This window comes from Micromonospora sp. NPDC005979 (genome assembly GCF_040614415.1).
Taxonomy (GTDB): domain Bacteria; phylum Actinomycetota; class Actinomycetes; order Mycobacteriales; family Micromonosporaceae; genus Micromonospora.
In genome coordinates this window covers 281,506-308,077 of the sequence record NZ_JBEXUR010000001.1, presented here as the reverse complement: position 1 = coordinate 308,077, position 26,572 = coordinate 281,506, and the positions used below count along the sequence as shown (strand labels likewise).

Annotated in this window: 20 protein-coding genes; 10 read left to right on the top strand and 10 right to left on the bottom strand. The window is 70.2% G+C overall.

Annotated elements, in window-relative coordinates; all coding sequences use genetic code 11:
- The first annotated feature begins 353 nt into the window (after nt 1–353).
- Together ABZ272_RS01315 and ABZ272_RS01310 are read left to right on the top strand one after the other, a co-directional pair.
- Entirely contained in the window at nt 354–1,664 is a 1,311-nt protein-coding gene (locus ABZ272_RS01315) for a ricin-type beta-trefoil lectin domain protein (protein WP_355047879.1), read from the top strand.
- 153 nt (nt 1,665–1,817) lie between these two features.
- Nucleotides 1,818–2,168 carry a hypothetical protein gene (locus tag ABZ272_RS01310; protein ID WP_355047878.1) on the top strand — a complete coding sequence of 117 codons (351 nt, stop codon included), beginning with the start codon at nt 1,818–1,820 and terminating at the stop codon, nt 2,166–2,168.
- A gap of 60 nt (nt 2,169–2,228) precedes the next feature.
- Here the strand turns inward: ABZ272_RS01310 and ABZ272_RS01305 are convergent, their stop codons facing one another.
- A complete protein-coding gene (locus ABZ272_RS01305) occupies nt 2,229–2,675 on the bottom strand; it encodes a helix-turn-helix transcriptional regulator (RefSeq protein WP_355047877.1) in 447 nt (148 codons plus the stop codon).
- A 95-nt stretch (nt 2,676–2,770) separates the two neighbouring features.
- On the bottom strand, nt 2,771–5,638 hold the full coding sequence (locus tag ABZ272_RS01300; RefSeq protein ID WP_355048243.1) for a BTAD domain-containing putative transcriptional regulator: 2,868 nt from the start codon (nt 5,636–5,638) through the stop codon (nt 2,771–2,773).
- Between the two features lie 215 nt (nt 5,639–5,853).
- Between ABZ272_RS01300 and ABZ272_RS01295 the strand changes: the two genes are divergently transcribed.
- Together ABZ272_RS01295 and ABZ272_RS01290 are read left to right on the top strand one after the other, a co-directional pair.
- Entirely contained in the window at nt 5,854–6,687 is an 834-nt protein-coding gene (locus tag ABZ272_RS01295) for an alpha/beta hydrolase (protein WP_355047876.1), read from the top strand.
- 9 nt (nt 6,688–6,696) lie between these two features.
- Nucleotides 6,697–7,545 carry an alpha/beta hydrolase gene (locus tag ABZ272_RS01290; RefSeq protein ID WP_355047875.1) on the top strand — a complete coding sequence of 283 codons (849 nt, stop codon included), beginning with the start codon at nt 6,697–6,699 and terminating at the stop codon, nt 7,543–7,545.
- Between the two features lie 114 nt (nt 7,546–7,659).
- Here ABZ272_RS01290 and ABZ272_RS01285 read toward each other — a convergent pair whose 3' ends face one another.
- Nucleotides 7,660–8,526, bottom strand: coding sequence for an alpha/beta hydrolase (locus ABZ272_RS01285; RefSeq protein ID WP_355047874.1), 867 nt, complete (start codon nt 8,524–8,526; stop codon nt 7,660–7,662).
- Between the two features lie 374 nt (nt 8,527–8,900).
- On the opposite strand from ABZ272_RS01285, the gene ABZ272_RS01280 reads away from it, so the two are divergent.
- From ABZ272_RS01280 to ABZ272_RS01265, 4 genes are all read left to right on the top strand, one after another.
- Nucleotides 8,901–9,290, top strand: coding sequence for a GntR family transcriptional regulator (locus ABZ272_RS01280; protein WP_355047873.1), 390 nt, complete (start codon nt 8,901–8,903; stop codon nt 9,288–9,290).
- Entirely contained in the window at nt 9,287–10,168 is an 882-nt protein-coding gene (locus ABZ272_RS01275) for an ABC transporter ATP-binding protein (RefSeq protein ID WP_355047872.1), read from the top strand. Before ABZ272_RS01280 ends, ABZ272_RS01275 begins: the two co-directional genes overlap by 4 nt.
- A complete protein-coding gene (locus ABZ272_RS01270; RefSeq protein ID WP_355047871.1) occupies nt 10,165–11,181 on the top strand; it encodes a hypothetical protein in 1,017 nt (338 codons plus the stop codon). The genes ABZ272_RS01275 and ABZ272_RS01270 overlap by 4 nt, the downstream gene beginning before the upstream one ends.
- Nucleotides 11,182–11,279: 98 nt before the next feature.
- A complete protein-coding gene (locus ABZ272_RS01265) occupies nt 11,280–11,624 on the top strand; it encodes a cupin domain-containing protein (protein WP_355047870.1) in 345 nt (114 codons plus the stop codon).
- 108 nt (nt 11,625–11,732) lie between these two features.
- Here the strand turns inward: ABZ272_RS01265 and ABZ272_RS01260 are convergent, their stop codons facing one another.
- Nucleotides 11,733–12,506, bottom strand: coding sequence for a hypothetical protein (locus ABZ272_RS01260; protein ID WP_355047869.1), 774 nt, complete (start codon nt 12,504–12,506; stop codon nt 11,733–11,735).
- Nucleotides 12,507–12,657: 151 nt separating this feature from the next.
- Nucleotides 12,658–14,160: an endo-1,4-beta-xylanase gene (locus ABZ272_RS01255; protein ID WP_355047868.1), complete on the bottom strand. Its 1,503-nt coding sequence runs from the start codon at nt 14,158–14,160 to the stop codon at nt 12,658–12,660.
- A 399-nt stretch (nt 14,161–14,559) separates the two neighbouring features.
- Here ABZ272_RS01255 and ABZ272_RS01250 point away from each other — a divergent pair, with 399 nt between their 5' ends.
- Nucleotides 14,560–15,804, top strand: coding sequence for a PQQ-dependent sugar dehydrogenase (locus ABZ272_RS01250; RefSeq protein ID WP_355047867.1), 1,245 nt, complete (start codon nt 14,560–14,562; stop codon nt 15,802–15,804).
- A gap of 112 nt (nt 15,805–15,916) precedes the next feature.
- On the opposite strand, the gene ABZ272_RS01245 is transcribed toward ABZ272_RS01250, so the two are convergent.
- The 5 genes from ABZ272_RS01245 to ABZ272_RS01225 all read right to left on the bottom strand — a co-directional run bounded on the left by ABZ272_RS01245 (nt 15,917) and on the right by ABZ272_RS01225 (nt 19,624).
- Nucleotides 15,917–16,702, bottom strand: a complete 786-nt coding sequence (locus tag ABZ272_RS01245) for a nucleotidyltransferase domain-containing protein (protein ID WP_355047866.1) — start codon at nt 16,700–16,702, stop codon at nt 15,917–15,919.
- Nucleotides 16,699–17,373 (bottom strand): nucleotidyltransferase domain-containing protein, encoded by a 675-nt coding sequence (locus ABZ272_RS01240; RefSeq protein ID WP_355047865.1) that lies wholly within the window; start codon nt 17,371–17,373, stop codon nt 16,699–16,701. Before ABZ272_RS01240 ends, ABZ272_RS01245 begins: the two co-directional genes overlap by 4 nt.
- Nucleotides 17,374–17,494: 121 nt before the next feature.
- Nucleotides 17,495–17,824 carry a TraR/DksA C4-type zinc finger protein gene (locus tag ABZ272_RS01235; protein ID WP_355047864.1) on the bottom strand — a complete coding sequence of 110 codons (330 nt, stop codon included), beginning with the start codon at nt 17,822–17,824 and terminating at the stop codon, nt 17,495–17,497.
- Between the two features lie 346 nt (nt 17,825–18,170).
- Nucleotides 18,171–18,398, bottom strand: coding sequence for a ferredoxin (locus ABZ272_RS01230; protein ID WP_355047863.1), 228 nt, complete (start codon nt 18,396–18,398; stop codon nt 18,171–18,173).
- The gene (locus tag ABZ272_RS01225) at nt 18,395–19,624 is read right to left on the bottom strand and encodes a cytochrome P450 (RefSeq protein ID WP_355047862.1); all 1,230 of its coding nucleotides are present in this window, start codon (nt 19,622–19,624) and stop codon (nt 18,395–18,397) included. The genes ABZ272_RS01230 and ABZ272_RS01225 overlap by 4 nt, the downstream gene beginning before the upstream one ends.
- Nucleotides 19,625–19,861: 237 nt before the next feature.
- Between ABZ272_RS01225 and ABZ272_RS01220 the strand changes: the two genes are divergently transcribed.
- Nucleotides 19,862–25,348: a hypothetical protein gene (locus ABZ272_RS01220; RefSeq protein WP_355047861.1), complete on the top strand. Its 5,487-nt coding sequence runs from the start codon at nt 19,862–19,864 to the stop codon at nt 25,346–25,348.
- Nucleotides 25,349–26,572: the final 1,224 nt, after the last annotated feature.

The following is a 26,572-nucleotide window of genomic DNA, read 5'->3' as shown; positions in this document are numbered from 1 at the left end:
ATTGACACATTTCATTGCTTGATCTAGCGTCGGGGCGAATCGGTTCGACCGCGGATCGGATGCTCCGGCATCCTCCGACGGCCGGTCGCGTGGTGTTCGGGCGAACGTTGTGACCACCGACGATTCGACGGCAGCCCGGTCCCGCACGGCGGCGAGACCGGTGACGGGCAGCCGTGGCCCGAGCCGGCCGTCCTCGCGGTCACCTCACGTCTTCAGGGTTTCTCGGCGGCGAGCCCGGTGAACGGGGTGACCGACGGTGACGGGGCGCGCGATCGTCGCACACCCTTCCACCCGAACAAGGAGATCCAGCTGTGCCACCTCGCAGACTGTCCGCCCCCTGGATAGGGGCCGCCATGGCGGTCCTGGTCCTGATCGCCGTCGGAACGTACATCGTCACGAATGTCACTCCGGCAGCCGCGGCCACCACCGCCGGCTGCGGCAAGGCGCCGGGACTAACCAGCGGCACCCACACCATCCAGAGCGGCGGGAAGAGCCGGAGCTTCATCCTTCGGCTGCCCGACAGCTACAACAACACCTACGCCCACCGGCTCGCCTTCGGCTTCCACTGGCTGGGCGGCACCGCCAGCCAGGTCGCGTCGGGCGGAACCGACGGCGCGCCGTGGGCCTACTACGGCATGCTCTCCCAGGCGAACAACACCACGATCTTCGTCGCCCCGCAGGGCCTCAACAACGGCTGGGGCAACGCCAACGGTGAGGACGTCACCTTCACCGACGACATGGTCCGCGTGATTGAGAACGCCCTCTGCGTCGACACGACGCAACTCTTCTCGGTCGGGTTCAGCTACGGCGGAGCGATGAGCTACTCGCTGGCGTGTTCCCGGCCGACGGTGTTCCGGGCGGTCGCGGCCATCGCGGCACCGGGACCGATCAGCGGATGCAGCGGCGGCACCCAGCCCGTGGCATACCTGGGGATCCACGGCATCAACGACAACATCCCGAACGGCCGGGCGTTGCGTGACAGGTTCGTCCGCAACAACGGATGCGCCGCGCAGAACCCACCCGAACCCGCGGCCGGCAGCCGCACCCACATCACCACCGCCTACTCCTGCCAGCCCGGATATCCGGTGCTCTGGGCCGCGTTCGACGGCGGGCACCAGCAGGGCCCGGTGGACGGGTGTGCGGGCTGTGAGAGCGGCGCGCGGAGCTGGGTCAAGCAGGAGGTGTGGAACTTCTTCGCGCAGTTCGGGGGCGGCACGCCGCCCACCACTCCCCCGCCGTCGACGCCCCCGCCGTCCACCCCGCCGCCCAGCCAGCAGAACGTGCTGATCGTGGGCAGCCAGTCCGGCCGCTGCGTCGACATTCCCAACTCGAGCACGACCAACGGCGCCCGCGCACAGCTGTACGACTGCCACGGCGGCGCCAACCAGCGATGGACCCGGACCGCCAACCGCACCCTGACCGTCTACGGCAACAAGTGCCTGGACGCCAGCGGAGGCGGCAGCAGCAACGGCACCGCAGTCATCATCTGGGACTGCAACGGCCAGTCGAACCAGCAGTGGAACGTCAACTCCAACGGCACCATCACCTCCGCCCAGTCGGGGCTCTGCCTGGACGCCGTCAGTTCCGGCACGGCCAACGGGACACAACTGCACCTCTGGGCCTGCCACGGCGGCGCCAACCAGCAGTGGAGCACGCGTACCTAGGGCATCGCCCACCACCTGTCGGGAACGCGCCGCCCGGATTCTGTCCCGGGCGGCGCGTGTCGTTCGGGGTCCGATCGCGCGGCCGACCGAATGGCCGCCGGATGCTCGTACACCGGTTTCCGCGGTTGTGACGCCCGTTGCAGAATGCGCTGCATGGCGGACACCGACCCGCGACGGCGCTGGCGCGAGCAGCGGCGGACGGAGCTGCACCGACGGTTCCATCCGGATGTCGCCCAGGGTGACCTCGAGGGATTCGCGTTGGTGCGCCCGGACGGCACGCTGACGGCCGAGGTCGTCCACGTGCAATGGCTGGACAACCACCCGGCCGGGCCCGACACCCACGTCACGGTCTCCTTCGCGGACGGCACCAGCGTGCGGTTCACCTTCGACACCCGGGTCGTCAAGGGGCGAGCGGCCGATCTGGAGGTGCTGAGTCGAGATGAGCTTCGTCTGGCAGCGCCGTCCGGATGGGGAGCGAACGTCGGACGCTGGGACCAGCGCTGACTCCTCGCCGTCGGGCCCCGCGACACGTGTACCACGTGCCGACGCGCAGACCGGGGAGCGTCAGAGACGAGGGCGATCGGCCAGTTCTCGGCGTGAGGTGATGTCGAGCTTCCGGAAGATCTTGCGGAGGTGATAGTCCACCGTGCTCGGGCTGATGAACAGCTGTGCCGCCACCTCCCGGTTGGACGCGCCGTCCGAGACCCGTCGTGCGATGTCGCGCTCCTGAGTGGTCAGGCGACGGCTCTGGGCGAGGCGATCGGTCGTGCCGCGGTGGCTCAGCCTGCCGCGCAGTTCGCGGCGGGACGCGACGTTCAGCCGATGGAACACTCCGCGCAGATGGTGTTTGACGGTGTGGGGGCTGATGACCAGGTGTCTCGCGATCTCGATGTTGGTGGACCCGGCCGCCACCAGCAGGGCGATCTGTGCCTGTCGGGGGGTCAGTGCCGGTCGGGGGGTCAGTGCCGCATCTGGAAGGACGCGGGCGGATTCGGCTACGGGGCAGTGCATCGTGCTCCTCGGGCGAGGGGTTCGGGGTCTCGACGACCATCCGAACGCACCGCTGTGCGCGACGAGTGCAGACTGAGTGCTCGCGCCCTACCCGCTCACGACGCGTCGTTCAGCAGACTCAGCCGGGCCCGGACGTACGCGACCATGGTTCGGTACGTCTCGGCGTCCTCGATGCCGGCGAACTCGATGAGTTCCCGGAAGCCGTTGTCGGCGATCAGGCCCTCGAACCGCTGGCAGCCCTGTTCCGCGCGGGCCCGGTCGTCGAGGTCGAACGCGGCGCGCGCGAGGATCGCCGCGACGGCGCAGCGGGGGCCGTTCGACTCACTGACGCCTTCGGCCAATCCCCACTCCGAGATCGTCACCGCCCGCTCAAGCTGGCCGAGTTTCCAGGACGATTCAGCGAGGAGCTGCGCGTAGCGGACGTTCAGGTGATTGAGGTGCTGCACCATCGCGATGGCCAACCCCTCGTCCGCGATCCGTAGGCCGTCGTCGAACCGACCCGAACCGAGGCGCGCTCGCGCGAGTGTCAGCAGCGAGACGGCGAGCAGTTCCTGACGCTCCGTCCGCCGAGCGAGAGCCACCGAGCGTTCGCCGTACGCGTTTGCGGCGTCGTGGTCGCCACGCGACGACGAGAGCACGGCCAGGTTTCGCAGGACGTCGGCCTGACCGGCGAGGTCTCCGGCGCCTTCGAAGATGGCCAGGGCTCGACGGAGGTATTCGTCGGCCGGTGGCAGCGGGGCGAAGACCTCACCGACGGTACGAAGAAGCTCGGCCTCCGTCAGCGGCTCGCCGAGTGCGCCGGCCAGTTCGAGGATCGCGAGTACGGTCGGTGTCCGGCCGGCGGGGATGGAGTTGCTGCCCGGCGCCGAGGCCGCGAGGACCATTGCCGCCGCGTCGCTCGCCAGGCCGTGCGCGAGGGCCAGATCGATCGTCGCCCACAGCGCTGGCCGTTCGCGGGCGTACCAGGCGGCAGCCTGGGACACGCTGTCGAACGACTCGGGCGTCACGTCCGGTGGCGTCCCGGTGGCGGCGCCGACCGGCTGCCGGTGGTGCCTTGCGTAGGCGGCCCGGGCCGAGTGCAGGTAGTGCATGACGAGACGTCGCTCGTACTCCGGTCGCTCCCGATCCTCGTCGAGAAGCTCACCCGCGTAGGCTCGCAGCAGGTCGTGCAGGAAATACCGCCCGGACTGCGCCTCGTCGAGCAGGTTCGCGGTCACCAGTTCCGTGAGCAGCGTGCGGGCCCTGGCCCGACTGACCCCGGCGACGCTCGCCATCGACTCCAGCGAGACGCCCGGACCCGGATGGACGGCGAGAGCACGGAACACCTGCGCTGCCGATGGATCGAGAGCGCGGTACGACCACGAGAACACCGACCGGACATCGTCTGACGGGTCCGCGCTGGACAACGCGTCGAGTCTGGCTGACGGGGCCGACACGGCGTTGACGACAGCGCTCATGGGCAGGGCCGGGTTGAGCGCCACGCGGGCGGCGACGATCGCCAGCGCGAGCGGCAGCCCGGCACAGAGGCTGATGACCTTGTCGAGCGAAGCCGGGTCCATGGTGGCGCGGCGGGTGCCGAGACGATTGATCAGAAGCTGCCGGGACTCGGCCCCGGTCAGCCGGTCGACCTGCAGGTAACGTGCCCCCTCCCGGGTGACCAGGCTCGTCATCCGGTGGCGGCTGGTCACGATGACCAGACAGCCTCGGGAGGCCGGCAGCAGGGGACGGACCTGCTCGGAGTCGCGGGCGTTGTCGAGGAGGATCAGAACGCGACGACCGGCGAGGCTACTGCGATAACGAGCGGCCTGAGCGTCGACGTTCTCCTGCGGTGACGAGACCGCCGGCTCGCCCAGTGACGCGAGCAGCGTGGCGAGCGCCTCCTGCGATGACATGACCCGTCCGTCCGGGTCCAGGCCCCGCAGGTCGAGGAACAACTGGCCATCGGGAAACTCGTTGGCGATCTGGTGGGCCCAGTGCACGGCGAGGGCGGTCTTGCCGATGCCACCCATACCGCCGAGCACGGTGATCACGATCGTCGCGTCGCTGAACGCGTCGGAGAGCAGGGCGTCGAGCACTGCGGCCAGGTCGTGCCGTCGTACGAAGCCCGCGACCGGCGGCGGCAGCTGCGCGGGCCGGGGAGCCTCCAGCGGACGCAGCTCGTCCGGCGAGCTCCCGCCGCTGGCGAGCAGCTCCCGATACGCCTCCCGCAGTTCGGGCCCCGCATCCACCCCCAGTTCCTCGGCGAGACGTTGACGGGTCCGCTCGAAGACCTGCACCGCCTCCGCCCGGTGGCCGGTGGCCACGTACGCGCGCATCAGGCACGCTTGCAGTGCCTCGTCCAGCGGCGCCGCGGCGGCCACGCTCACCAGCGGGGTCAGCGCGGCGTCGGCCATGCCATGGGCCATCGCGGCGTCGCTCGCCGCGAGCGCCACCGCGACGCGCTCCCGTTCGAGGGCCACGAACTCCGGCGAACGCAACGCCCCGGTCGGAAGGTCGGTGAACGCGGGGCTGCGGCCCAGTTCCAGGGCGGTCAGGTAAGCCCGCACGCCGGACACGGCATCCCCGTTCGCCAGCGCCTCGCGGGCCCGCCGGACCAGCTCGCGATACATGGCCAGATCGGATGCCTCGGTCGCGAGGATCAGCCGGTAGCCCGTACCGGCCGGTAGGAGGTAACGACCGGTCTCGCGGACGTCCAGGTCCGGTTCCAGAATCCGACGGAGGTTCCCGACGTGCCGGTGGATCTGGTTGGCGGCGCTGGCCGGAGGTCGGTCGTCCCAGACGCTGTCGACGATGCTGTCGAGGCTGACCGCGTCACCGCCGGCCACGAGGAGCTTCGCGAGGACGACCCGCTGGCGGACCGGGCCGAGATCGACGTCCGAGCCATCCCGCCGGCAGCCCATACCGCCGAAGACCTTGAACTCGCAGTGGGACGGCGGCCCGTCCGAGAGCCTGCGGTCGGGCATGGTCACGATTGTCATCCTAGAGACGAAAGGGTGGCGGCTTCGCTTTTCGGCCCAAGCCTGCGACCCCTCCCGGGCCCGCCGCATCGCCCATCGCTCGTTGTCTTTCGGGCGGCCGACGACGCCGGAGACTACGTGATTCGGGTGATTCCGGAACGTCGCTACATCCGTACCTTCGGCAGGGTTCCCAGCGCGGAACGCAAGCCCAAGGAGTGTGCATGCCCCATGTCAGCGTTGGCTCAGAGGGAGCCGACTCGATCGACATCCATTACGAGGACCACGGCGCCGGCACGCCGGTCGTGCTCAGCCACGGCTACCCGCTCAGCGGGCAGGCCTGGGAGAAGCAGGTCGCCGCACTGCTCGCCGCCGGGTACCGCGTCATCACGTACGACCGGCGCGGTTGGGGCGATTCCAGCCAGCCCGCCGGTGGATACGACTACGACACGTTCGCCAGCGATCTGAACGTGCTCCTCACGACACTGGACGTCCGCGACGCCATTCTCGTGGGTCACTCGATGGGGACCGGTGACGTCGCCCGGTACCTGGGTCGCTACGGCACGGATCGCGTCGCGAAGGCCGTGCTGATGTCGCCGATTCCGCCGTTCCTCTTGAAGACGGACGACAATCCCGAGGGCGCGCCGCAGGCGTTGTTCGATGGGTTCATCGAGGCCGCGCGGGCGGACCGGAACGGGTGGCTCAAGCAGTTCCTGCAGAACTTCTACAACTTCGACGTGTACGGCGGATCACTGGTCAGCGACGAGGCGTTCCAGGCCAGTCTGGCCGTGGCCGAGGCCGGGTCCCCGGTTGCCGCGGTGGCGTGCATCCCCACCTGGCTCACCGACTTCCGCGACGACCTGGCCAAGGTCGCCGTGCCGGTACTCGTGATCCAGGGCGACCAGGACCGCGTGCTGCCCATCGGGGTGACCGGCCAGCGGGTCCCCGCCTTCGTCGGGGATGCCCGGTTGCTCGTCATCGAGGGCGGGCCGCACGCCATTGCCTGGACCCACGCCGACCAGGTCAACGCCGCCCTGCTCGATTTCGTTCAGCAGTAAGGAGAAACCATGAAATTGTCCTTCCGGCGCCGCCTCGTCGCCGTAGGCGTGGCCATCGGCGCCCTCACCCTGACCGGTGTCGGTGTCGGCACCGCGCAGGCCTCGGCGACTCACATCACGCAGTCGCGCCCCGCAGCGGCCAAGCCGACGGTCGTGCTCGTGCACGGCGCGTGGGCGGACGGGTCGAGCTGGGACAAGGTGACCACCAAGCTCCAGCGCGACGGCTACCGGGTGGTCGTACCGCCGAATCCGCTCACGGGTGTGGCGAGCGACGCCGCGAGCCTCCGCGCGTACCTGGACACCATCACCGGGCCGATCGTCCTCGTCGGGCACTCGTACGGCGGCATGGTGATCACGAACGCCGCCCTGGGCAACGAGCGGGTCAAGGCCCTGGTGTACGTCGACGCGTACATCCCGGACCAGCACGACACCGTCTTCTCGCTGACCTCGGCCGTGCCGGGCTCGGTCTTCGGGGGCGACACGTCCGCCGTCTTCGACCAGGTCGCGATCCCCGGTGAGCCCGGCAACGTCAACCTGTACGTGAAGCCGTCGGTCTTCGGTACGGCGTTCGCCGGCAAGAGCATTCCCGCCAAGGACGTGGCGGTGCTGGCGGCCCGGCAGCGTCCGCTGGCCTTCAGCGCTCTGATCGAGGAGTCCGGCGAGCCGGCGTGGAAGACGATCCCCTCGTGGTCGGTGATCGGCAAGCAGGACGCCGTCCTCCCCGCCGCCGAGCAGGTCGTCATGTCCGAGCGGGCCAAGGCGCACAGCATCCAGATCAACGCCCCCCACCTGTCCATGGTCACCGACCCGGGTGCGGTCACCAACCAGATCGAGGCCGCCGCCAAGGCGACCAACTGACCCGCCGGCCGGCCGTGGCACCGCACCGCGCGATGCCACGGCCGGTCGGGAAGTGGCCGCGTGGGCCGGTCCGGCCCACGCGGCCACTGCTGCTGCCGATGTCACGAGACCTCGTCAGGCGGTCGTCCGGGCCGCCTCCAGAATGACCCTGGTGACCTGGTCGGGATGCGAGATCAGGCCCAGGTGACCGGCGTCGATCCGGGTGATGTCGGCCCCCGCCCGCTTCATCATCTCCTCCTGACGGGCCGGCGGAATGACCAGATCCTCGGTGCCGACCACCGCCCAGGCGGGGATCGTCTTCCACGCCGGCTCCGTGGCCGGCTCACCCAGGGCGTTGGTGGCCAGGGCGGTCTGGGTCACGGCGAGCACCTCCGCCTGCCGCCGGGGCAGACCGTTGGCGAAGCCGGGAATGAACACCTTCGGCAGGACGTACGCGTCGGCCGCGCCCTCCGGGGCACCGGGGAACGGCACGAGCCGGAAGACGCTCGTGGGGTCGGTCAGGGCCGGCTCGAGGATCGAGCCGGACCCCGCAGTGAGTTCCTCCACGGTCTCCCCCTTGTCCGGCGCGAAGGCGTCCACGAACACGAGGGCCTTGACGTTCCTGTTGCCGGTGGCGGCGTCGCTGATCACGAAGCCACCGTACGAGTGGCCGGCGAGCACGATGGGACCTTCGATGGTGGACAGGAAGTCCTTCAGGTAGCCGCTGTCGATCGACGGCCCTCGGCCGGGTTGCGGCGCGACCTGGACGTCGAAACCGCGCGCCTGGAGTCTACGGATCTCCCCATTCCAGCTTGACCCGTCGGCCCAGGCACCGTGCACGAGGACGATCGTCGGTCTGGTGCGGTGCCCCTCGTCGGGGGTTGGTTGCACGCCGCCGTCCGCGAACACGCTTGGGGTGCTCGATCCGAGCACCGTCACCAGAGTTGCGGCGGCGAGCGCTGCGGCGATGACCTTCGGCCGACGTAGCGAGATTCCGAGCATGTCTGTTCTCCCTCGTTGGTCAGTGGATGCCGAACGCGGGCAGATGTGCGTGGCTGCCGACGCGACCCAGCCGAGGCCGCAACCCGTCGGGAGCACCGCCGAGCGGCACGTGACTGATGACGGCCCGCCTCGACCGCTGCGGCATGCTGCATGATCGCCCGACCTCACCGTACTCACAGTGAGGCGGATTCCTGGGCAAAAAAGGAGAATCACTCAGATTTAGCAATCAAGCCGGAGACGGCATCAAAAGGGCAGCCTTTCCCACCCATCGGGTGGTCGGTCGAGATTCCACGGCGCGAGGTTCGGGCCTTTGGTAGCGAAGCGACCGTCCATAGCCCTATCCTGCTAGGTACCTAGTGGAATGGGGTGGCGAGGTGATTGAGTTTCACCTGGACTCGCGGTCCGGGGTTGCGCCGTACATGCAGCTCATCCGACAGGTGCGGCACGCGCTCCGACTCGGGGTCCTGAACGAGGGCGACAAGCTACCCACCGTCAAGGAGGTGGTGGCCCGGGTCGCGATCAACCCGAACACGGTGTCCAAGGCGTACCGCGAGTTGGAGTACGAGGGCCTGGTCGTGGCCCGTCCCGGGCTGGGCACGTTCGTCACCCGCACGCTGGGCGCCGACTCGCTGGACAAGCACGAGCCGCTGCGGCAGGACCTGACGCGCTGGCTGAACGAGGCCCGGGATGCGGGCCTGGACGACGAGAGCATCGAGGCGCTCTTCCTCAGCAGCTTTCGGGTCTTTTCGGAGGCCCGAGCATGACTAGTGCGCTGATCGCGGAAGGTCTGAGCAAGCGGTACGGCCGGCGTTTCGCGTTGAAGGAGTGCACTCTGGACATTCCGTCCGGTCACGTCGTGGGTCTGGTCGGACCCAACGGCGCAGGCAAGTCCACTCTGCTGCAACTGGCCTGTGGGTTGCTCCGTCCGACCTCGGGCCGGATCGAGGTGCTCGGTACGCGGCCGGTCAGCGGGTCGGCGCGGGTCGGGTTCGTCGCCCAGGACACCCCGGTCTATGCCAACCTGTCCGTCGCGGATCACCTCCGGATGGGCGCCCACCTCAACCCGTCCTGGGACGCTGGGCTCGCCGGGCGGCGGATCGCCCAGATCGGCCTGGACCCGGCGCAGAAGGCGGGCAAACTGTCCGGCGGCCAGCGCGCCCAGTTGGCCCTGACCATCGCCGCGGCGAAGCGGCCCCGTCTGCTGCTGCTCGACGAGCCGGTGGCGGCACTCGATCCGCTCGCCCGGCGCACCTTCCTGCAGGGGTTGATGGAGTTGGCCGCCGACGAGGACATGAGCATCGTGATGTCCTCGCATCTGGTCGCCGACCTGGAGCGGGTCTGCGACCACCTGATCGTGCTGGTCGCCTCGCGGGTCCAGGTGGCGGGCGACGTGGACGACCTGCTCGCCACCCACCACCGCCTGGTCGGGCAACGGCGTGCGACCACCGACCTGGGCGCGGGGCACGCCTTGATCGAGCAGAGCCACACCGAGGTGCAGTCGACCCTGGTGGTACGCAGCACCGCGCCGATCGTCGATCCGTCGTGGCAGGTCGATCGGCTGGACCTGGAGGACATCGTGCTGGCGTACCTGAGCGGCGCCACCGGCAGCCGGCCGGATCGGGTCCTGGAGGGACAGCGATGATCTGGATGACCTGGCGGCAGTTCCGGACGGCGGCCCTGGCCACCGGCACCCTGTTGCTGGTGCTCCTGGGCACTCTGGCGCTGACCTGGGCGGAGGTGCGAGAGCTGGCCACGCAGACCGGGTACACCGGCTGCCAGGGTGACGGCTGCCTGGCCGCTGGCGAAGCCTTCCTCCGGGCGCTACAACCGGGATGGGCGAGCGAGTTCCACATCGCCGCCATCGGGGCGCTGTACCTGCTACCCGCCCTGGTGGGCATCTTCTGGGGCGCGCCGCTGGTGGCCCGGGAGCTGGAGTCCGGCACGTACCGCATGGTTTTCAGCCAGTCCGTCAGCCGGGGTCGCTGGTTGCTGGTCAAGCTTGCGGTCGGCGGTGGCGCCGCCGCTCTCGGAGCCGGCCTGCTCAGCCTGACGCTGACCGAGTGGGCGCAGCCGATCGACGGGGCCTCGGCCGACCGGATGAATCCGCTGGTGTTCGCGGCCCGGGGAATCGTGCCGATCGGCTACGCGACGCTGGCCTTCGTGATCGGTGTCGCCGCCGGGCTGCTGCTACGGCGAACCCTCGGCGCGATGGCGGTGACCCTGCTGCTGGTGGTCGGCCTCCAGGTCGCCGCGCCGTTCGTGGTACGCCCCTGGCTGGCTCAGCCGGTCACCACGGTCAGCCCTCTGGAGGTGGACGGTGAGTACGGAATCTCGATGAGCCCCGACACGGGGCGGATGACGCTCCACGTCGAGCCCGATCGCAGGGGCGACTGGATCGTGTCGAGCACCACGATCACCTCGACCGGGGCGGAGTTCAGTGGTCCGGCCGACACGACCCAGTGCGGCCCGAAGGCACCCCACGACCGCGAGACGTGCCCGAGGTGGCTGGAGAGACAGAACCTCAGCCTGAGGGTGAGCTACGTGCCCGGGTCGAAGTTCTGGAGCCTGCAATGGCGGGAGTTCGGCCTCCTGATCGCGTTGACCGTCGCGCTGTCCCTGCTGTCGCTTTGGTGGGTACGCCGCCGACTGGTGTGACGGCGCGGCCGGTGGAGACGGGCGGAGCGGCTGCCCCCACCGGCCCGGCGCTGGGAAACGCCTCCGCCGAGGTACGAGGCGTCCCTTAGGTTTCGGCAATGCAGATCATCGAAGGGGCGGGCCGGTGGACCACAGCCGGCGGAGCCGTCAACGACTGGGTCGAACACCTGAGGGTTCCGGACCTGTCGGTGGGAACGTACTGCATCCCGGCGGGCGGTCTCGACGATCAGAGCCCGCACACCGAGGATGAGATCTACGTGGTCACCGCCGGGCGGGCCCGGATCGTGACCCCGGACGGCGCGGCCGAGGTGGCCCCGGGTTCGGTGATCTTCGTGCCGGCCGGCGAGGAGCACCATTTCGACGAGGTGACCGAGGACCTGGCGCTGCTGGTGGTGTTCGGTCCGGCGTACGGCTCGCGCGCTCCAGATCGGCGAGCCGACTAGGTCGGCCGGGGTGCGGCACCGGAGCCGCACCCCGGCCGGGACGTCGATCGCGACTGTCATCACGACCACCGGCGTCGAGCGCCCCCGCGCACCTGCGGGGGCGTCAGCTCAGCAGCCGAGCCGCTTGGTCGACAGGGCGATGTCGTCGATCCAGAGGTCGAACTCACCCGGCGTCGTGCCGCCCTGGTAGAGCTGCCAGCCGATCTTCACCGTGTCGACGGTCGGCAGGACGAAGGGAACGTCGTTGCCGCCATGGTCGTTCGTGGAGGCGGTCAGCTCCGGGTTCGCCACGCCGTCGATCCACACGGCGACGCGGTTGTCCGCAGCGTCGATCTGCCACTCGAAGCACTGCCAGGTGTCCTCGACGACCGGGGCGGACTCCCGCCAGTTGGTCCAGTCGCCGGTGGGACCGCCGTCGGCGCCGATGCCCCAGAACGTGCCGGGCACGGTGGGGGCGTACTGGCCACCGATCGGACGCACGACCTCCGCGCTACCGCTACCGGTCGCCTCGACCAGCGTGAAGTGCGCCCAGTCCGGGGCGGTGGGGAAGGCGTCGACGCGCAGGCGCATCCGGCCGTAGAAGCGGTTGCCCGGCGCGGCGAAGTCGTCGACGCGCAGGAAGGCACGTCCGTTGTCGACCGTGTGGACGTGCAGCACCTGGTTGCCCCGGCGAGCACGTTCGACGGTGAGCGTGCCGTGGCGGGTGTCGACGCCCCAGTTCACCGTGCTGGCCCCGCCGGCCGGCAATCGCTCGAAGTCCTCGCAGAAGAGCAGGCCACGGGGGCACGTGGGCCGGGACGCACCCGATGCCCCGGCCGGAGCGCTGCCGACTGTGGTGCCGAGAATCAGGGCGGCGCTGAACACCGCGAGAAGTCTGCGCATGGTCATTCTCCCTATCGACGAGGTGCGGTACGCGAGGACGGTTACGTCGGTCGCGTACCGGTCCGACCACGACGGCGCCCGGGCCTGGAGCGGGTGGCTCCGGGCCCGGTCAGCGTCCCGACGCGGAGGGACCGGTACGCGTCGTGGGTCATCAACTGGCGCAGGAGAGACCGCTGGGTGCGGTGTTGCTGCTGCCGTTGACCAGGAAACCGAAGGTGGTCGAGGCGTTCGCGCCGAGAGACCCGTTGTAGTCGGCGTTACGAACGCTGACCGTTCCGCTGGTGCCGGTGTTGATGCCATTCCAGACATTGGCGATGCTCTGCCCGCTGGCCAGCGTCAGCCGTACGGTCCAGCCGCTGAGGGTGGCGGAGCCGTTGTTGGCCACCGTGACCTCGCCCTGGAAGCCACCGTTCCAGCTGTTGACCATCCGGTACGTCGCGCTACAGGCACCCGGCGGCGGCGTGGTCGGCGGAGCGGTCGTCGGCGGGGCGGTGGTCGGCGGAGCAGTCGTCGGCGGAGCAGTCGTCGGCGGAGCAGTCGTCGGCGGAGCAGTCGTCGGCGGAGCAGTCGTCGGCGGAGCAGTCGTCGGCGGCGTGCCCGGCACGGTGGCGGAGGCGGCGTTGAGCGCGTTGAGGACGGCGGTGTACGCCGCCTTGGGGTTGCTGTTGCGGTCGAAGAGCAGCGGGTTCTCGCTGCCGCGCCAGGAGTCGCTGTCCCGGATGCCCCACGTCGTGATGCCGACGCAGCGGGGGACGTTCATGCAGGCCTGGGTGAGGCCCTGGTACTGGCTGGTCGAGGCGTTGGTGACGTCGGCCTCGGTCAAGGCCACGTCGACACCGAGGGCCGCGAAGCTGGACAGGGTCTGCTGGAAATTGCCGGGCAGCGAACTGCCGCCGGTGAAGTGGGTCTGCAGGCCCACGCAGTCGACCGGTACGCCCCGGGACTTGAAGTCCCTGATCATGTTGTAGACGCCCTGCGTCTTGGCGTACGTCCAGTTCTCGATGTTGTAGTCGTTGTAGCACAGCTTCACGCTCGGGTCGGCGGCGCGCGCGGTCCGGAACGCGACCTCGATCCAGTCGTTCCCGGTGGACTGCAGGTTCGACGACCGCCGACTGCCGTTCTCGGCGAACGCCTCGTTCACCACGTCCCAGTACGCGAACTTGCCCTTGTAGTGGGCCATGACCCCGTTGATGTGGCTGATCATCGCGTTCCGCAGGGCGCTGCCGCTCAGGCTCCCCCAGAACCTCGGCTGCTGGGCGTGCCACGCCAGGGTGTGACCACGGAACCGCATGCCGCGCTGGGTGGCCCAGTTGTAGATCGCGTCACCGCGTTGGAAGTCGAACTGGCCCGGGTTGGGCTCGGTCGCGTCGGGCTTCATCTCGTTGACGGCCGTCATCATGTCGAACTCACGGCTCGCGATGGTCAGGAAGCCCGAGTCGGTGAGACGGTCCGCCCCCATGGCGGCGCCGAAGTACCGGCCGCTGCGCTCGGCAGCGGCCTTAAGGGTGGTCCCGGGCGATCCGGGGAGGTCGGCGCGGGCGAAGGTCGCCACGGCCATCGAGGACACGGTGATCGCCAGGGCGCAGGCCCCACCCAGGAGCAGCCTCGCGGCGCCTCTGGTCCGGTGCTTCGGTCGAGCGGGTACGTCGTTCATCTGTGCACTTCTCCTCGGTGTTTCGGCTGGTCCGTTGCCGACTCGAGGCACGGGACCGAGGAGCACCGCACGGCCGACGACCGGAGCACCGCGCTCGCCACTGGACCAGCACGCCGCAGGTGACGCCGAGCCGGCGTCAACCCCGCCGCGCCCGAAATCGGTGGCCACCGCCGGCTGCCCGGCCCGCCCGGTGGATGGCGAAAACTCCGCGCCGCACGCCCCTGCGGAGTAACACTGCCCTGCCGCGATGCTATATCGAATCGGCTCGATCTGGACAGCCGGGCGACCGACGACGGTGGCGCGCAGGACAAACGACCAACGGGTTTGGCATCGACTTGGGTCGATGTAGTGTGGAAACGCTCCCACACCACCTCCACCCACCTGATCGAGGAGCCGAACATGCAGCGACGGCGACATCGTCCGGCCACCATGCTGGCCGGCCTGCTCATCCTGGCCCTGTCCGTGCTTCTGTCACCACCCGCGTCGGTGGCCGGCAGCGCGGCCACCGGCGCGTCCCATGCCCGCGCGACGCCACTTACCGAGCTGACCGTGGTGTCCGAGCGGGTGGCGTTCGGACTGCAGCGCCCGATCGCGATCACCGGCCTGCCGGACGGTCGAATGTTGATCGCGGAGAAGAACGGCACCGTCCGCGCGTACCACCCCACCACCGGTCTGGCGGCCGATCCGGTGCTCGACCTGACCGCCCGGATCGACACGTCCGACAACGAGCGCGGCCTGCTCGGCATCACGCCGGCACCGAACTTCGCGCGCACCGGGATCCTCTACGTGGCCTACACGAGCCTGCCGGCCGGAGCGCTGACCCTGGCGCGGGTGCCGCTCGGCGCTCCCGACCGGCTACAGGTGCTGCTCACCCAGGAGCACGCCGAGTTCGGCAACCACAACGGCGGACAGGTGGCCTTCGGCCGCGACGGCTACCTCTACTGGTCCACCGGCGACGGCGGAAACGCGAACGACCCGTTCAAGAGCGGCCAAAACCTCGGCACCCTGCTCGGCAAGATCGTGCGGATCGACGTCAACCGCAGCTGCGGGGGCAAGCCCTACTGCGTACCCGTGGACAACCCCTTCGTCCGCACGGCGGGCGCGCGGCCGGAGATCTGGGTCTACGGGCTGCGTAACCCGTGGAAGTTCTCCATCGACCCGGTCGACAACTCGCTCTGGATCGGCGACGTCGGGCAGGGCCTGATCGAGGAGATCAACCACATCCGCCCGTCGCAGCGTGGCGCGAACCTCGGCTGGTCCTGCAAGGAGGGCACGCCGGTCTTCGACCAGACGCAGTGCCGGCCGGGCGTACGGCTCACCGACCCGGTCGTCGAGTACGAGCACTACCTGACGGAGAACTGCTCCATCATCGGCGGCCTGGTGTACCGGGGGTCCGTCACCCCGGAGGCGCGGGGGACCTACATCGCGAGCGACTACTGCTCGACCCGCGCGTTCGCCGTGCGTCCCAACCCGACGGGTGGCTACGAGTCCGCCGAGATCGGCACCTTCCCCACCCAGCCGACGGCGTTCGGCGCGGACGTGAACGGCGAGCTGTACGTGCTCAGCGACCTCCCGGGCTGGCTGAGCAAGGTGCGGTTCGAGCGGGTCCAGCCCACCCCGACCGCCGGGGTGGCCAACCGCTGAGCCTCGGCGGAAACCGGCACCGGTGACACCGCGGTGGACTGCCACGCACCCGTGGCGGTCCACCGCGGCACGGGGAGAACCGCTTCGTCGGTCCTGGTTGGCCGCCGCCGGCTCACGGGCCGGGGAGGACGACGCGTTCCCGGCCGGGGAGCCCGTGCAGTCGGGTACGCACCACCAGGTCGTGCAGGGCCTCCACGGCCGCCGGGTCCGCGCGCTCGGGCAGCATCGAGGCGTCCCGGGCCGTCTCCAGTTCGGCGCGCAGTCGCGGCACGTCGATGGCGAGCCGCGCGGCGGCGTCCGCGGGGAGCGGGCCGTGCTCGGCCTCCCGTTTGGCGGCGATGAGATCCGGTACGTACGCCAGTTCCGTACCGAGCACACCGAGGTCCGTCTCCACCCGGCCGGTGCGCATGAGGTGGATCCCGGTGAGCAGGACCCGCAGCGTGTACAACGCCGGCTTGAGCTGCCCGGTCCTGGCGTACGACCTCTCCTGGGTGGCCGCGAACCCGAGATAGTGGTGCGCGTGGTGACGGGTGACCAGGCGCGGCGCCAGAGCGACGAGCTCGGCGTGCACCGCCGTGGTCACGACCACCAGCGGCGACAGCAGCTGCTCCAGAACATAGCCGTTGCGGCCGGTCAACAGCTTGGCGAACTTCAACAGATCGTGGCTGACCACGTCCAACTCGACACCGTCGCGCACGCCCACCTGCTGCAGCGTCTGCGGGCCGGTGCGCAACCCGACGACCTCCTCGGACACGAGCAGGTGCACGGCCCGCAGATCCAGATCGGAGTCGACCGACGCGAATCCGTACAGATGCGCACCGCTGACGGTGGCGAACACCAGCGGACGGGGCAGAGCGCGGGCTGTGTCGGCGGCCCACGGCGGCACCTCGATGGTCACGACAGGTTTCCTTCCCGTACCGCGGTGAGAAGCCGGTCCACCTCGACCCGGTCGGGTTGATCGGGCAGCGCGGTAGTGGCCGCCGCGTCGCCGAGCTCCCGAAACAGGTCCGCCGCCCAGGCGTCGATCTCCTCCCACGGCACCTCGCCGCGCCGCACCGCGAGCAGCCGGTCGCGCAATTGACGAACGTCGACCAGCACCTCCCCGGTACGCAGCACGTGGACGCCGGCGACCAGCAGACGGATCATGTGCATGGCCTGCTTGTGGTTCGTCTCGCCAGTGCGCTCGCGGCGGGCCGCCACCCGGTTGAGCTGATCCCGCGCGTAGTTGCCGTAGGTCTCGGCCACCCGCCTCGACAGGAAGGCCCGCCGGACCGCCAGCAGGCGTTTCCCGTCGTCGGTGATCCGCTCCACCAGCGGGGACCAGAGCACCTCCAGAACCGTCGGGTTGCCCTGCAGGGCCAGGACGCAGAAGCGTTCGAACTCCCAGGAGAACTGCTCCGCAGCCGGACCGTCGAGGTGGGTGGGCGGCTTGTCGAGGTGCCAGAACGCCCGCGTGGGCGCCACGTACACCCCACGCCGGTCGCTGTCGGAACCCGGGCCGTGCAGCCCGTACGCCCGCGACCCGACCACGACGGCCAGAACCGTGTGCCGCTCGACAAACTCGATCATGCCCTGGGACGCTACCCAACCACCGACCCGCACGCGCCACCGTTTCCCGGCGGACCGGTCCGAGGGCCGTCCCCGACCAGCGGCTGCCGTGCCCGCCGCGGCACGGCAGCCACGCCGCCCGTCAGCCGTTCTGCTTCGCCTGGCAGGACACGCAGAACTGCGCATGCGGAAGGATTTCGAGCCGCTCGGCCGGGATGTTCTGGCGGCACTTCGCGCAGGTCCCGTAGGTGCCGGCGCTGATGCGGCTCAGCGCACCGGTGATCTGCTCGATGTTGCGCCGGGTGGCCACCAGCAGCGCGGCCCGGTTGTGGGCCTCGCTCGGGTCGCCGGTGTCCGCGTTGAGCTCGGTCAGTTCCCGCAGCCGAGCCGTCTGCGTGGCGAAGTCTTCCGCCAGCGAGGCTCGCAGATCAGCCAGCCAACGCTGGTCGACAGCTCGTTGATCGACGCTCATGGTCCTACCTCTGCTTTCGAAGGGTAAAAAGAAAAGGGCCGAAGCTGGATAGCTTCGCCCTGGCGGTCGTTCCGTGATGCAACGGTTCCGCGGGGGGGCCTCGGCCGGTTCGCGCCGGGCTCGTCAGCCACGACATGGGCGCGATGCGCGGCACGCGGACAACCGGCACCCGCATATCGACCGTCCGGCACGCCGCCATCGCCACGTGGGCAGCCCCGATCGCCGCCACACCGGTGACGGCAGGAGAGCGGAACGTAACCGAGGACATGTCTCCACCATAGGCGGCGACCGCGACGATGCCAACGCCGGACGAACGGCCGTCCTCACGCACGGTGTGGGTGACGGGTCACTCCTCCGGCGCGATCAGCCGGTCGTCCGTGACGTCCCGGACGATGATCGCCTCCACCGGGCACGAGTTGGCCGCGTCGAGGACGACCTCGGCCGGAGAGACGACGTCGGCCAGCGGCGCGGACACGCCGTCGACAAGGCGAAAGTGCTCGGGTGCGGTGCCGGCGCAGATGCTCGTGCCGATGCAACGACCCGGGTCCACCCCGACCCGCCAGGCGGTGCTCACCAGGCCACCGGCATGCTGAGCAGGCCCCGTACCAACATGCCGCGCTTCCACTTCAGCTCCGCCTCCGGTACGGCGAGCCGCATGCCGGGCAGACGGGTGACGAAGGTGCTGACGGCTACCTGCAACTCCATGCGGGCCAACTGCGCGCCGACGCAGTGGTGTACGCCGTGCCCGAAGCCCAGGTGCGGTTTCTGCTCGCGATCGAAGTCCAGCCGGTCCGGGTCGGCGAAGACCGTACCGTCCCGATTCGCCGACGACAGTGACCCGAGAACCGGTTCCCCGGCCCGGACCAGCACCCCGCCGACCTCGACGTCCTCCTTGGCGTACCGGGCGAAGGAGGAACCGACGCCGAGCGGCACGTACCGCAGAAGTTCCTCGACCGCGGCCGGCACCAGCGACGGATCGGACCGCAGCCGCGCGAGCTGGTCCGGATTGTGCAGCAGGACGTAGACGAAGTTGGGGATCTGGGTCACCGTCGTCTCGTGACCGGCCGCGAGCAGCCCTGCGGCCAGCTCCACCAGTTCGGTCTCGCTGAGCCGGTCCTGGTTCTCGTCGCGGGCCCGCACCAGCGCGCCGAGCAGGTCGTCGATCCCCGGGTCGCGGCGGCGCTCGGCAACCAGGCCACCGATGTAGCCCCAGAGATTGTTCAGGTACTCCTGGATCGTCTCCAGAGGCAGTGAGGTGGTCGAGACGATCGCCTCGGACCAGACGTGGAAACGGTCGCGGTCGGCGTACGGGACGCCGAGCAGCTCACAGATCACCTGGATCGGCAGCGGCGTGGCGACGTGCTCCACCAGGTCGGCCGGCGGCCCGAGCCGGAGCATGTCGTCGACCAGCGTGTCGGCGATCTCCTGGGTTCGAGGTCGCAGCGCCTCGACCCGACGTGCCGTGAACGCCTTCGCCACCAACCGACGCAGCCGGGTGTGATCGGGCGGATCCATGGTCAGCATGCCGCTGTACTGCTGGCGCGGGGTGAGCCGGGGCTCGTCACGGTCGACGGCTGGCGCGCGGCCGAACCGCACGTCGCCGAGGACCGTGCGAACGTCCTCGTACCGGGTGGCGAGCCACGCCTCCTCCCCGTAGGGGAGCTGCACCCGGGTCATCGGCTCGTGCTCGCGCAGCTCTCCGTAGGTCGGATCGACGACGAGGCGGTCGGGCACGCTGAACGGGTACGACCGCGCGGGCGGAACGGTTCGGCTCTCGGTGCTCTGCGCGCTCTCGGTCATCGGGATTCCCTTCGTCGAGACGGCGTGATCCAGGCCGCTACCACGTTCGTAGCGGTGCCGGATCGTCAGCGTCCAGGGCTCGCCACCAGCGCATATCAACACTCAGTAAAGCGCCGATATCGGATCGTAGCGATACTTGTCGATGATCGCCATGGCGGCTGGCCCCGGGCCGCTCTGCCCGAACTTCGTCATTAGATCGAAAAGAAGAGTCGTTAGCCTCCCGGCCAGGAGGTGGTCGTGGCGGCGAAAGGCGTGGTGTGTCCCGAGTTCAGCACCACCTGGGTGCCGTCGGGCCTATACCTCAGTCTGGACTCCAGCCCGGTGCCGGACGAGGTCCTCGCCGCTGAGCGACTGCCTCGTGTGCATCTGGTCCACGTCGCCGCGGACGCGCTCAGGTCCCCCGCGGCGCTGGCCGCGCTGATGACGCAGCCGCCGGCGGTCGTCGCACAGATGGTGGAAGCCCCGTCGGCGGCGGTCTTGGCCGGTCTGGACCTGGCCGGAGCGATCGCCCGTGCGGACGCGCTCGGCCTGCCCGTACGCCTGCCCGCCGCGACAGTCGCCGCCAGCGACAGCGACCGGGTCGTTCGGATCGACGGTCGGGGCCACACCGCCGCTCCGGGCGCTGCGGAATACGTACTGGTGACACCGGCTCGTCATCTCGCCACCGACCACCTGGCGGCCCTGCCGACGGACGTTGCCGCGCCGCACCCCGTCGCCGCGGTCACCATCGGTACGACCACCCGCGACGAGACCTCGGCACCGACGTCGCCCGAGCGGTCCGACGGACTGGCGGGCGTGGCCGCGGCCCTCGCCTGGGAGGCGATCCGACCGACCACCGTTGCTGACGACGTCCCGACGGCCTGGACCCAACTGGACACGTCGGACGACGGCCAGCGTCCGCCAGCGCGGCGGCGGTACCGGGAGCGCAGGGCCGTTCGGATTGCCCGCACGGAGCTGACGCTCCTGATCAACGCGCACCTGGAGGCGTTGCAGGATGTCGGCCTGGTTGGACCGAACGCCGCAGCGCGGGTGATCGAGGTACCCGCCGGCTCGGTGCCGCCGTTGCGCCTGACACAAACCCCGGAAGACCCGGCACGTCCCTCCGAGCGCGGCTGGGAGATTCTGCGATCGGCGGGAGTGGAGGCGCTTGTCGCGCGAACATCGGCCCCGAGGCTGTCGATGTCCCGGCTGGCACGGTGGATGGCCACTGTGGAGCCCTCGGAAGCATCTGGGCCGATGACCGCTGCGGACAGCCTGGTCACCGCCCTCGCCGTCTTCGCCGTCCTGCACGGTCGGGTCGCGAACGGTCCCATCCCCGTCGACTTCCTCGTTCGGCCCAATCCGGCCGGGCTGGCGACCGCGTTGGGTGGCACGTTCACACCCGTGGACGACGCCTCGCTGATCTATCGGGCGGTCCACCGGGTGGCGGGAGCGAGCGCGCTGTTCCGGGTGCCGGGCGAGCGGGACCGGGTGTTCTGGCTGGTCGCGGAGGACCGCGACGGCAAAGTCGTGCCCCGGTACGTCGACCCCGCCGTGGCCGGACCGATGCGCGGGCCCGCCGCCGCGCCGGGCGCGGACTCGGACGCCTGGACCCGGGCACTGGTCACCCCGGGCACCCACGTGCTGCTGCTGGATCCGGACGGCCGACCGACCACCCACGAGGCGCTGCTGACCGCCCCAGCGAGCGGGCGCGACGCGCTCGAATCGGGCTCCCTCCCGGACGAGCACACCCGGATCCCACCGGCCCGACTCGATCCGGTCCCCGCGAACCGACGACCGGCCGGAACGGCGACCACCTCCCGTCCTGGTCTGCCGGCTCGGGCGTTCGCCGACGGCGTGCCGGCGCTGGGTCGCCCCCACCTCACACCGACGCCACCGATTCGAACGCCCGCCGCCGTCGGCGAGCTCGCCAACGCGCCGAGCGATCTGGTCGAAGCGGAGGCGGGGACGGCCTCCGTCAGCGCACCGACCGGTGCCGACCCGATCTGGTCGTCGGTCGAAAGGGTTGACGCGGAGACGGCGGGCCGGCTACGGACGGTCGTCGCGCGCATCCCGCACCTGCTCAACACCCCGGCCACGCCCGCCGACCAGGAGGGCTGGTCCGCAGGGCTGACGAGGGCGGCCGCCGACGCCTTGGCCGGACTCGGTCTGCGCGTGCGGGAGAACGACCCGCTGCTGCGGGCGTTGGGTGAACAGGCCGCAACCTTCCTGCACTCCCGCCGCGCGTTCGACCTCCAGGTCGCGGGGAGACCCCGGTGGCGTCGGAAGAAGTACCGGACGGTCTGGGTCGAGCTGGTGCCCACGCCGGTGGTCACGGACGAGGTTCGTCGAGAGCAGGGCAACCGGATGACCCAGTCCCGGCGGGACCGGGTGACCAGCAACCGGAACCGTCAGTCCCGACGGCGTGGGCTGTGGCACGCGACGGTGCCGTTCGAGGTGGCGGGTGTTCCCGTGTCGGTGTCGGCCGGCGTCTTCGACGCCCGACCCAGTCAGAGCGGCGGCACGTCGGGCACCGCCGTCGACTACCAGGTGGTGTACGGGGACTCCGAGGCCTACCTGACAGCCGCCGGAGTGACCCTCCGGCTGCGGCTGGACCAGCCGACCGCGACGCCGGTCGACGAGGATCTCGGGCCCCACTGGTTCCGGATCACCAAGAGATTCGCGCTGATGGAACTCGCGGATCGGGACGCCTCGACGCTCACCGTGGATGACGCGGCCCGGGCGCTGCTGTCGTCGAACCGGTTCCCGTTGCAGGTGATCGGCGACGGCAACGCCGCCCAGCACGCGGTCGATCTGTTGCACGACGTACCGGTGGTCGAGCCGGGCAGCAGGACGCGGCAGGCGGTCCGCGACAGGTGGTCCCCGTCTGAACTGATCCGGCTGCTCGTCGGCACCCGGGCGCCGCAGACGGTGGCGAGCCGAGAGTGGATCGGTATGCCTGCCGCCGCCGCTGGCCTGGCCGCGAAACCCCGCCTGACCTCGATGCGGCTGGTCGGCACACCGGACGGCGACGCCCGACTGCGACAACAGCCCACCTTCTTCGCCGAGTCCAACGGCACCACCGAGACGACCTCTGGTCTGTACGTGCGGCCGGCGATCGGAATCCGGCTTCCCTTCACACGGGTGAACGTGGCGCCCGCGACGTTCACCCGTGCCAGCACCGCCAGCACCGCGTCGTCGCTGACCACCAACGCCCGGGTGGGTCAGGAACTCACGGTCCCGACGGTGCTGGTCGAGACCAGCTACGACATGACACTCTCCCGGGCCACGTACCGGTCCGGACTCCGCTTCTGGGTCCCCCGTGGGGAGACGCCCGCGAGCCGGACGGTGACCGTCACGGCGCTCGAAGAGGTGCCCGCAGGCGTGTACCGGGCGGTTACCACCGCAACGCACGCGTCTGTCCCCCAGGGTTCGGCGACAGCGGATCGCACCCACGGGGCCGATCCGAAGGCCCTCGATGGGGCGCAGCGACCGGACGCACAGATGATCGCCCGGCTGCGGACCATGGTGGAACGCAGCGAGACCCGGCACCTGCAGAGATACATGTGGGAGGGCGGCCGCCTACGGACCGGCCAAGCGGCCATCTTCGGCGCCGAGATGATCGCGGACCGCGTCGGGACGGAGATACGGCGGATCCTGGCGCTGCCCGAGAACGCCGACGTACGCGCCGTGCTGCCGGACTGGAACGCGCCGCGGACCAAGAGAGCGATCATCCAGCAGGTGATGGACGCCCTGGTCAACGAGGAGAGCCTCGCCGCCGAGAGCGGACCGACTCGCCTCGCCGCCGAATTCCTCAGCCTCACCGCCGGCCAGGTCGTGATTCGACTGGAACTACCGAACAGCAGTCGGCGACTCGGTCTGACCCTGATGATCCGGGCAGAGCGGGTCCGGCCGGACGACGAGCCGGAATACCTCGGCGTGCGGGATGAGAACCGTACCGCCCAGGATCCTGCCCAGGGACACCTCGACACGATCATGGAGGAGCCGGCGGACGGGGAGGTCGAGGCGAAGGCGCCCAGGCCAACCCCGCTGTCGCGCAGCGTGCTGCACCGGGCACGCAAGCTCCCCAAGACCCCGGTGCGCCGACGGTACGCCATGGAGGCCGCGACCCGTGTCGACACGGCGATGTCCACGAGCCTCGGTCCGGACCTCGACGTCCGGGCTGCCCGGGTCGTCCACTCGGGTGTCCGCGCCCGGTACGTCAGACGCCGCCGCACCCAGATGGGCAGCGGTAGCGAGGAGGTGTGGCTGGATCTGGGCGACAACGCGCAGGCCCTCTTCGCCGACGAGCTGCGGTTCACCGTCGAGCTGCACGCGCTCGACGAGGCAACCGGCACGCTCCGGAACCTGTGGCGCCGGTCGCGGGACAGCACCCCCGGCGCACGGTCGCTGGCCCATGGTGACCTGGGTACCTTCCAGCAGTGGCTGGCGTTCACCGTCTCCAAGGACCTGACGCTGGGCGTCGACCAGCTTCACCTGGCCAGGGAGTCTCCGCTACCGACTCCGGCGATCAGCGACCTGACGCTGGCGCCCCAGGAGTTGGCCGGCCAGCTCACCGATCTGCACGTGGAGGGTCACCACGTCCTCGACTGGGACAGCGTCTCCTACGTCCACGGTTCCGAGGAGCTGCTGCTGGCGATCCAACAGGCCGTTGTGGAAGCTCGCCGGCTGATGGTCGAGGACGGCGCGTACGAGCGGGGCACCCGCGTGGGCGTCATCACGCCGGGCAGTCAGTCGCATCTGCAGTTGTACCGGCAGGTCAGCCCGGACCGGTTGGCGGCCATCCTGCCCAGCATCTCCCGCCGGGCGATCCGTCTGCACGACCTCGGCGAAATCATCGGTAGCCCGACGGTCCACGGCGCGGTTTTCCTCCAGGCGATCGTCGACCAGGCCCGCCCGGGGCCGCTGGGCGTGGTGAACCACGGTGGTGAGCACAGCCGTACCGGCCTGACGAGTGTCAGCGCGTCCCGTACGACAGGGGGTGAGCTCGCCGCCTCCGCCGGCGTGGGCGGCAGCGGGCAGGTGGGCGCCAGCTCCCTCGGAGGCCAGGTGGTCCGGCGACTGGCCGTGCGTCGCACCCGCGCCAGGACGGTGGCGTTCAGCGCCGGGGTGGAACGCGTCGACTCCTGGGACCCCGGCGTGGGACTGACGGTGCCGCTGGTAGCGAGGGTCCGGTTCGTCGTGCAGGCCGTGCTGATCAACCCGCAGGCGGTCGGCCCGTCGAAGCGGTACGCGGCCAGCCGCCTGATCACCGACGGCGCAGCGTACGGCCTGGTCATGGAGGACAACGCCCGACACAGCGGCGTGCTCGACCGGCCGCGAGCGGCGACCGCCAGTGAACCGGCGTTGCAAGCGCCGCTGTTGGCGAACAAGGTGTTCCAACCACCATTCACCCTGCCCGCCGGTCCACTTCCGGTCCCACCCCGCAACCTCGGTGCGGGTCGACACGTGGCCCTCCCCCCCGCTCGGCGCCACGATCATCAGATGGCTACGCGGGCTCCATCTCCCGCAGTTCGTCGAATGGGGCGACGGACTCCGGGTCATCCAGGACGACGAGGCCGGCCTGACGAACATCTCGGCGGTGTTGGACGAGACAAGCGTCGAATTCATCGCCGGCCACTGGGGAGCGTCCACCGACGGCTCCATCTCCATCCTGCTCACCTATCCGGGCGCGGTCGGCCGCGACCACGTGCAGGTGCTGGTGCAGGTGCTGGCGTCGGATGACGACGGGTCGCTGACCGAACCGTCCGTGCACCGGGTCCTGGCGAATCAGAAGAACCACGAGATGGACGTGGCCGGCGCGTACACCCACAGCGAGCTGTCCACCGTCGCCCACACCCGGACCGACCTGTACGGATTTCAGCCCGGGGGCCAGGGTGGGCGGGACGGCGAGCGGACCGGCACGGGCGACGTCGGGGCGCTGCGTGGCACCTCGACCAGCGTGAGCCAAATGGAGTCCAACACCGACCAGCATCTGACCATCGTCGAACTGGTCGGTCCGTGGGCCGAGGTGCGTCAACGGGTCACCATCGAGCTGCGCGCCTATCACGCCGGCAAGCAGTTGGGCGTACTGCGGATCGGGCATGACCTGAAGGTCGAGAAGTTTGCCGACCACCTGTCAACGATGGCCGCACCGCAGTGGCCGCTGCCGGACCCCACCATCGTGGCCCTACCGCGCGCCCCGTCGCAGGCGGAACTGCTGCGCTGGCAGGCGGGGAGAGCGGAGCTGATTCCCGGGGAACGCACCCCGTTGGCGCTTCCGGAGCAGTACCAGGTGGTCGATTTCCGGGGTGCGGCTCTGACTCAGGCCGCGGCGGCGCGGGCGCTGCACCTCGCCGGCGCCCCCGCCCGGGTGACCAGGCTCGGTGGGAGCACCGCTCACCAGCTCGTCACCGCGCTCGGACAGACCGCGCTGTGGGGGATGACCCGCCGGCGGATCGCCAACCCGATCGAGATCCCGGTCGAGGATCCGCACATCGCCGGGGGCCGGCTGACTCTGACGGTCTACAGCCGGGTGGTTCACGCACGGCTCGCCCACGTCGTCCCGCCCTACTACCGCGACGTACGACGCTTCCGGGTCGCCATGGACGGCGTCAGCGCCGCGACGAGCCGGGTGGATTCCGCCGCGGCCGCCGGCGCCGGCGCACACCAGGTCGGCGGAGTGAAGGACGACGCCGACGAGGTTGGCACGAACACCCAGGACCCGGCGCCGAGACAGACGCCGACCGACAGTGAACGGCTGGCGGAGGCGTTCGGGGCCGGTGACGTGCGGGATCCGGCGGCGTACCGGATCGGAGGTGAGGGAGCCTGGTTGAGTGGCGGGCCGGCGGGATCCGCCACGGGCGCGGCGCACGGCGGCTCCAGCGAGGCCGTCCTGTCGTACGGACCCCCACCGGGCGCGCTGGTGGAGTGGACCGAGGAGATCGTCCTCGTGGCGAAGGTCCCGCA

Excerpts from the sequence above, each read along its gene's own strand:
- ABZ272_RS01270 (WP_355047871.1), top strand. The coding sequence starts at position 10,165 with ATGATCTGGATGACCTGGCGGCAGTTCCGGACGGCGGCCCTGGCCACC.
- ABZ272_RS01285 (WP_355047874.1), bottom strand. The coding sequence starts at position 8,526 with ATGCTCGGAATCTCGCTACGTCGGCCGAAGGTCATCGCCGCAGCGCTC.
- ABZ272_RS01290 (WP_355047875.1), top strand. The coding sequence starts at position 6,697 with ATGAAATTGTCCTTCCGGCGCCGCCTCGTCGCCGTAGGCGTGGCCATC.
- ABZ272_RS01310 (WP_355047878.1), top strand. The coding sequence starts at position 1,818 with ATGGCGGACACCGACCCGCGACGGCGCTGGCGCGAGCAGCGGCGGACG.
- ABZ272_RS01265 (WP_355047870.1), top strand. The coding sequence starts at position 11,280 with ATGCAGATCATCGAAGGGGCGGGCCGGTGGACCACAGCCGGCGGAGCC.
- ABZ272_RS01250 (WP_355047867.1), top strand. The coding sequence starts at position 14,560 with ATGCAGCGACGGCGACATCGTCCGGCCACCATGCTGGCCGGCCTGCTC.
- ABZ272_RS01240 (WP_355047865.1), bottom strand. The coding sequence starts at position 17,373 with ATGATCGAGTTTGTCGAGCGGCACACGGTTCTGGCCGTCGTGGTCGGG.
- ABZ272_RS01275 (WP_355047872.1), top strand. The coding sequence starts at position 9,287 with ATGACTAGTGCGCTGATCGCGGAAGGTCTGAGCAAGCGGTACGGCCGG.
- ABZ272_RS01235 (WP_355047864.1), bottom strand. The coding sequence starts at position 17,824 with ATGAGCGTCGATCAACGAGCTGTCGACCAGCGTTGGCTGGCTGATCTG.
- ABZ272_RS01305 (WP_355047877.1), bottom strand. The coding sequence starts at position 2,675 with ATGCACTGCCCCGTAGCCGAATCCGCCCGCGTCCTTCCAGATGCGGCA.
- ABZ272_RS01295 (WP_355047876.1), top strand. The coding sequence starts at position 5,854 with ATGCCCCATGTCAGCGTTGGCTCAGAGGGAGCCGACTCGATCGACATC.
- ABZ272_RS01300 (WP_355048243.1), bottom strand. The coding sequence starts at position 5,638 with ATGCCCGACCGCAGGCTCTCGGACGGGCCGCCGTCCCACTGCGAGTTC.
- ABZ272_RS01315 (WP_355047879.1), top strand. The coding sequence starts at position 354 with ATGGCGGTCCTGGTCCTGATCGCCGTCGGAACGTACATCGTCACGAAT.
- ABZ272_RS01255 (WP_355047868.1), bottom strand. The coding sequence starts at position 14,160 with ATGAACGACGTACCCGCTCGACCGAAGCACCGGACCAGAGGCGCCGCG.
- ABZ272_RS01225 (WP_355047862.1), bottom strand. The coding sequence starts at position 19,624 with ATGACCGAGAGCGCGCAGAGCACCGAGAGCCGAACCGTTCCGCCCGCG.
- ABZ272_RS01260 (WP_355047869.1), bottom strand. The coding sequence starts at position 12,506 with ATGCGCAGACTTCTCGCGGTGTTCAGCGCCGCCCTGATTCTCGGCACC.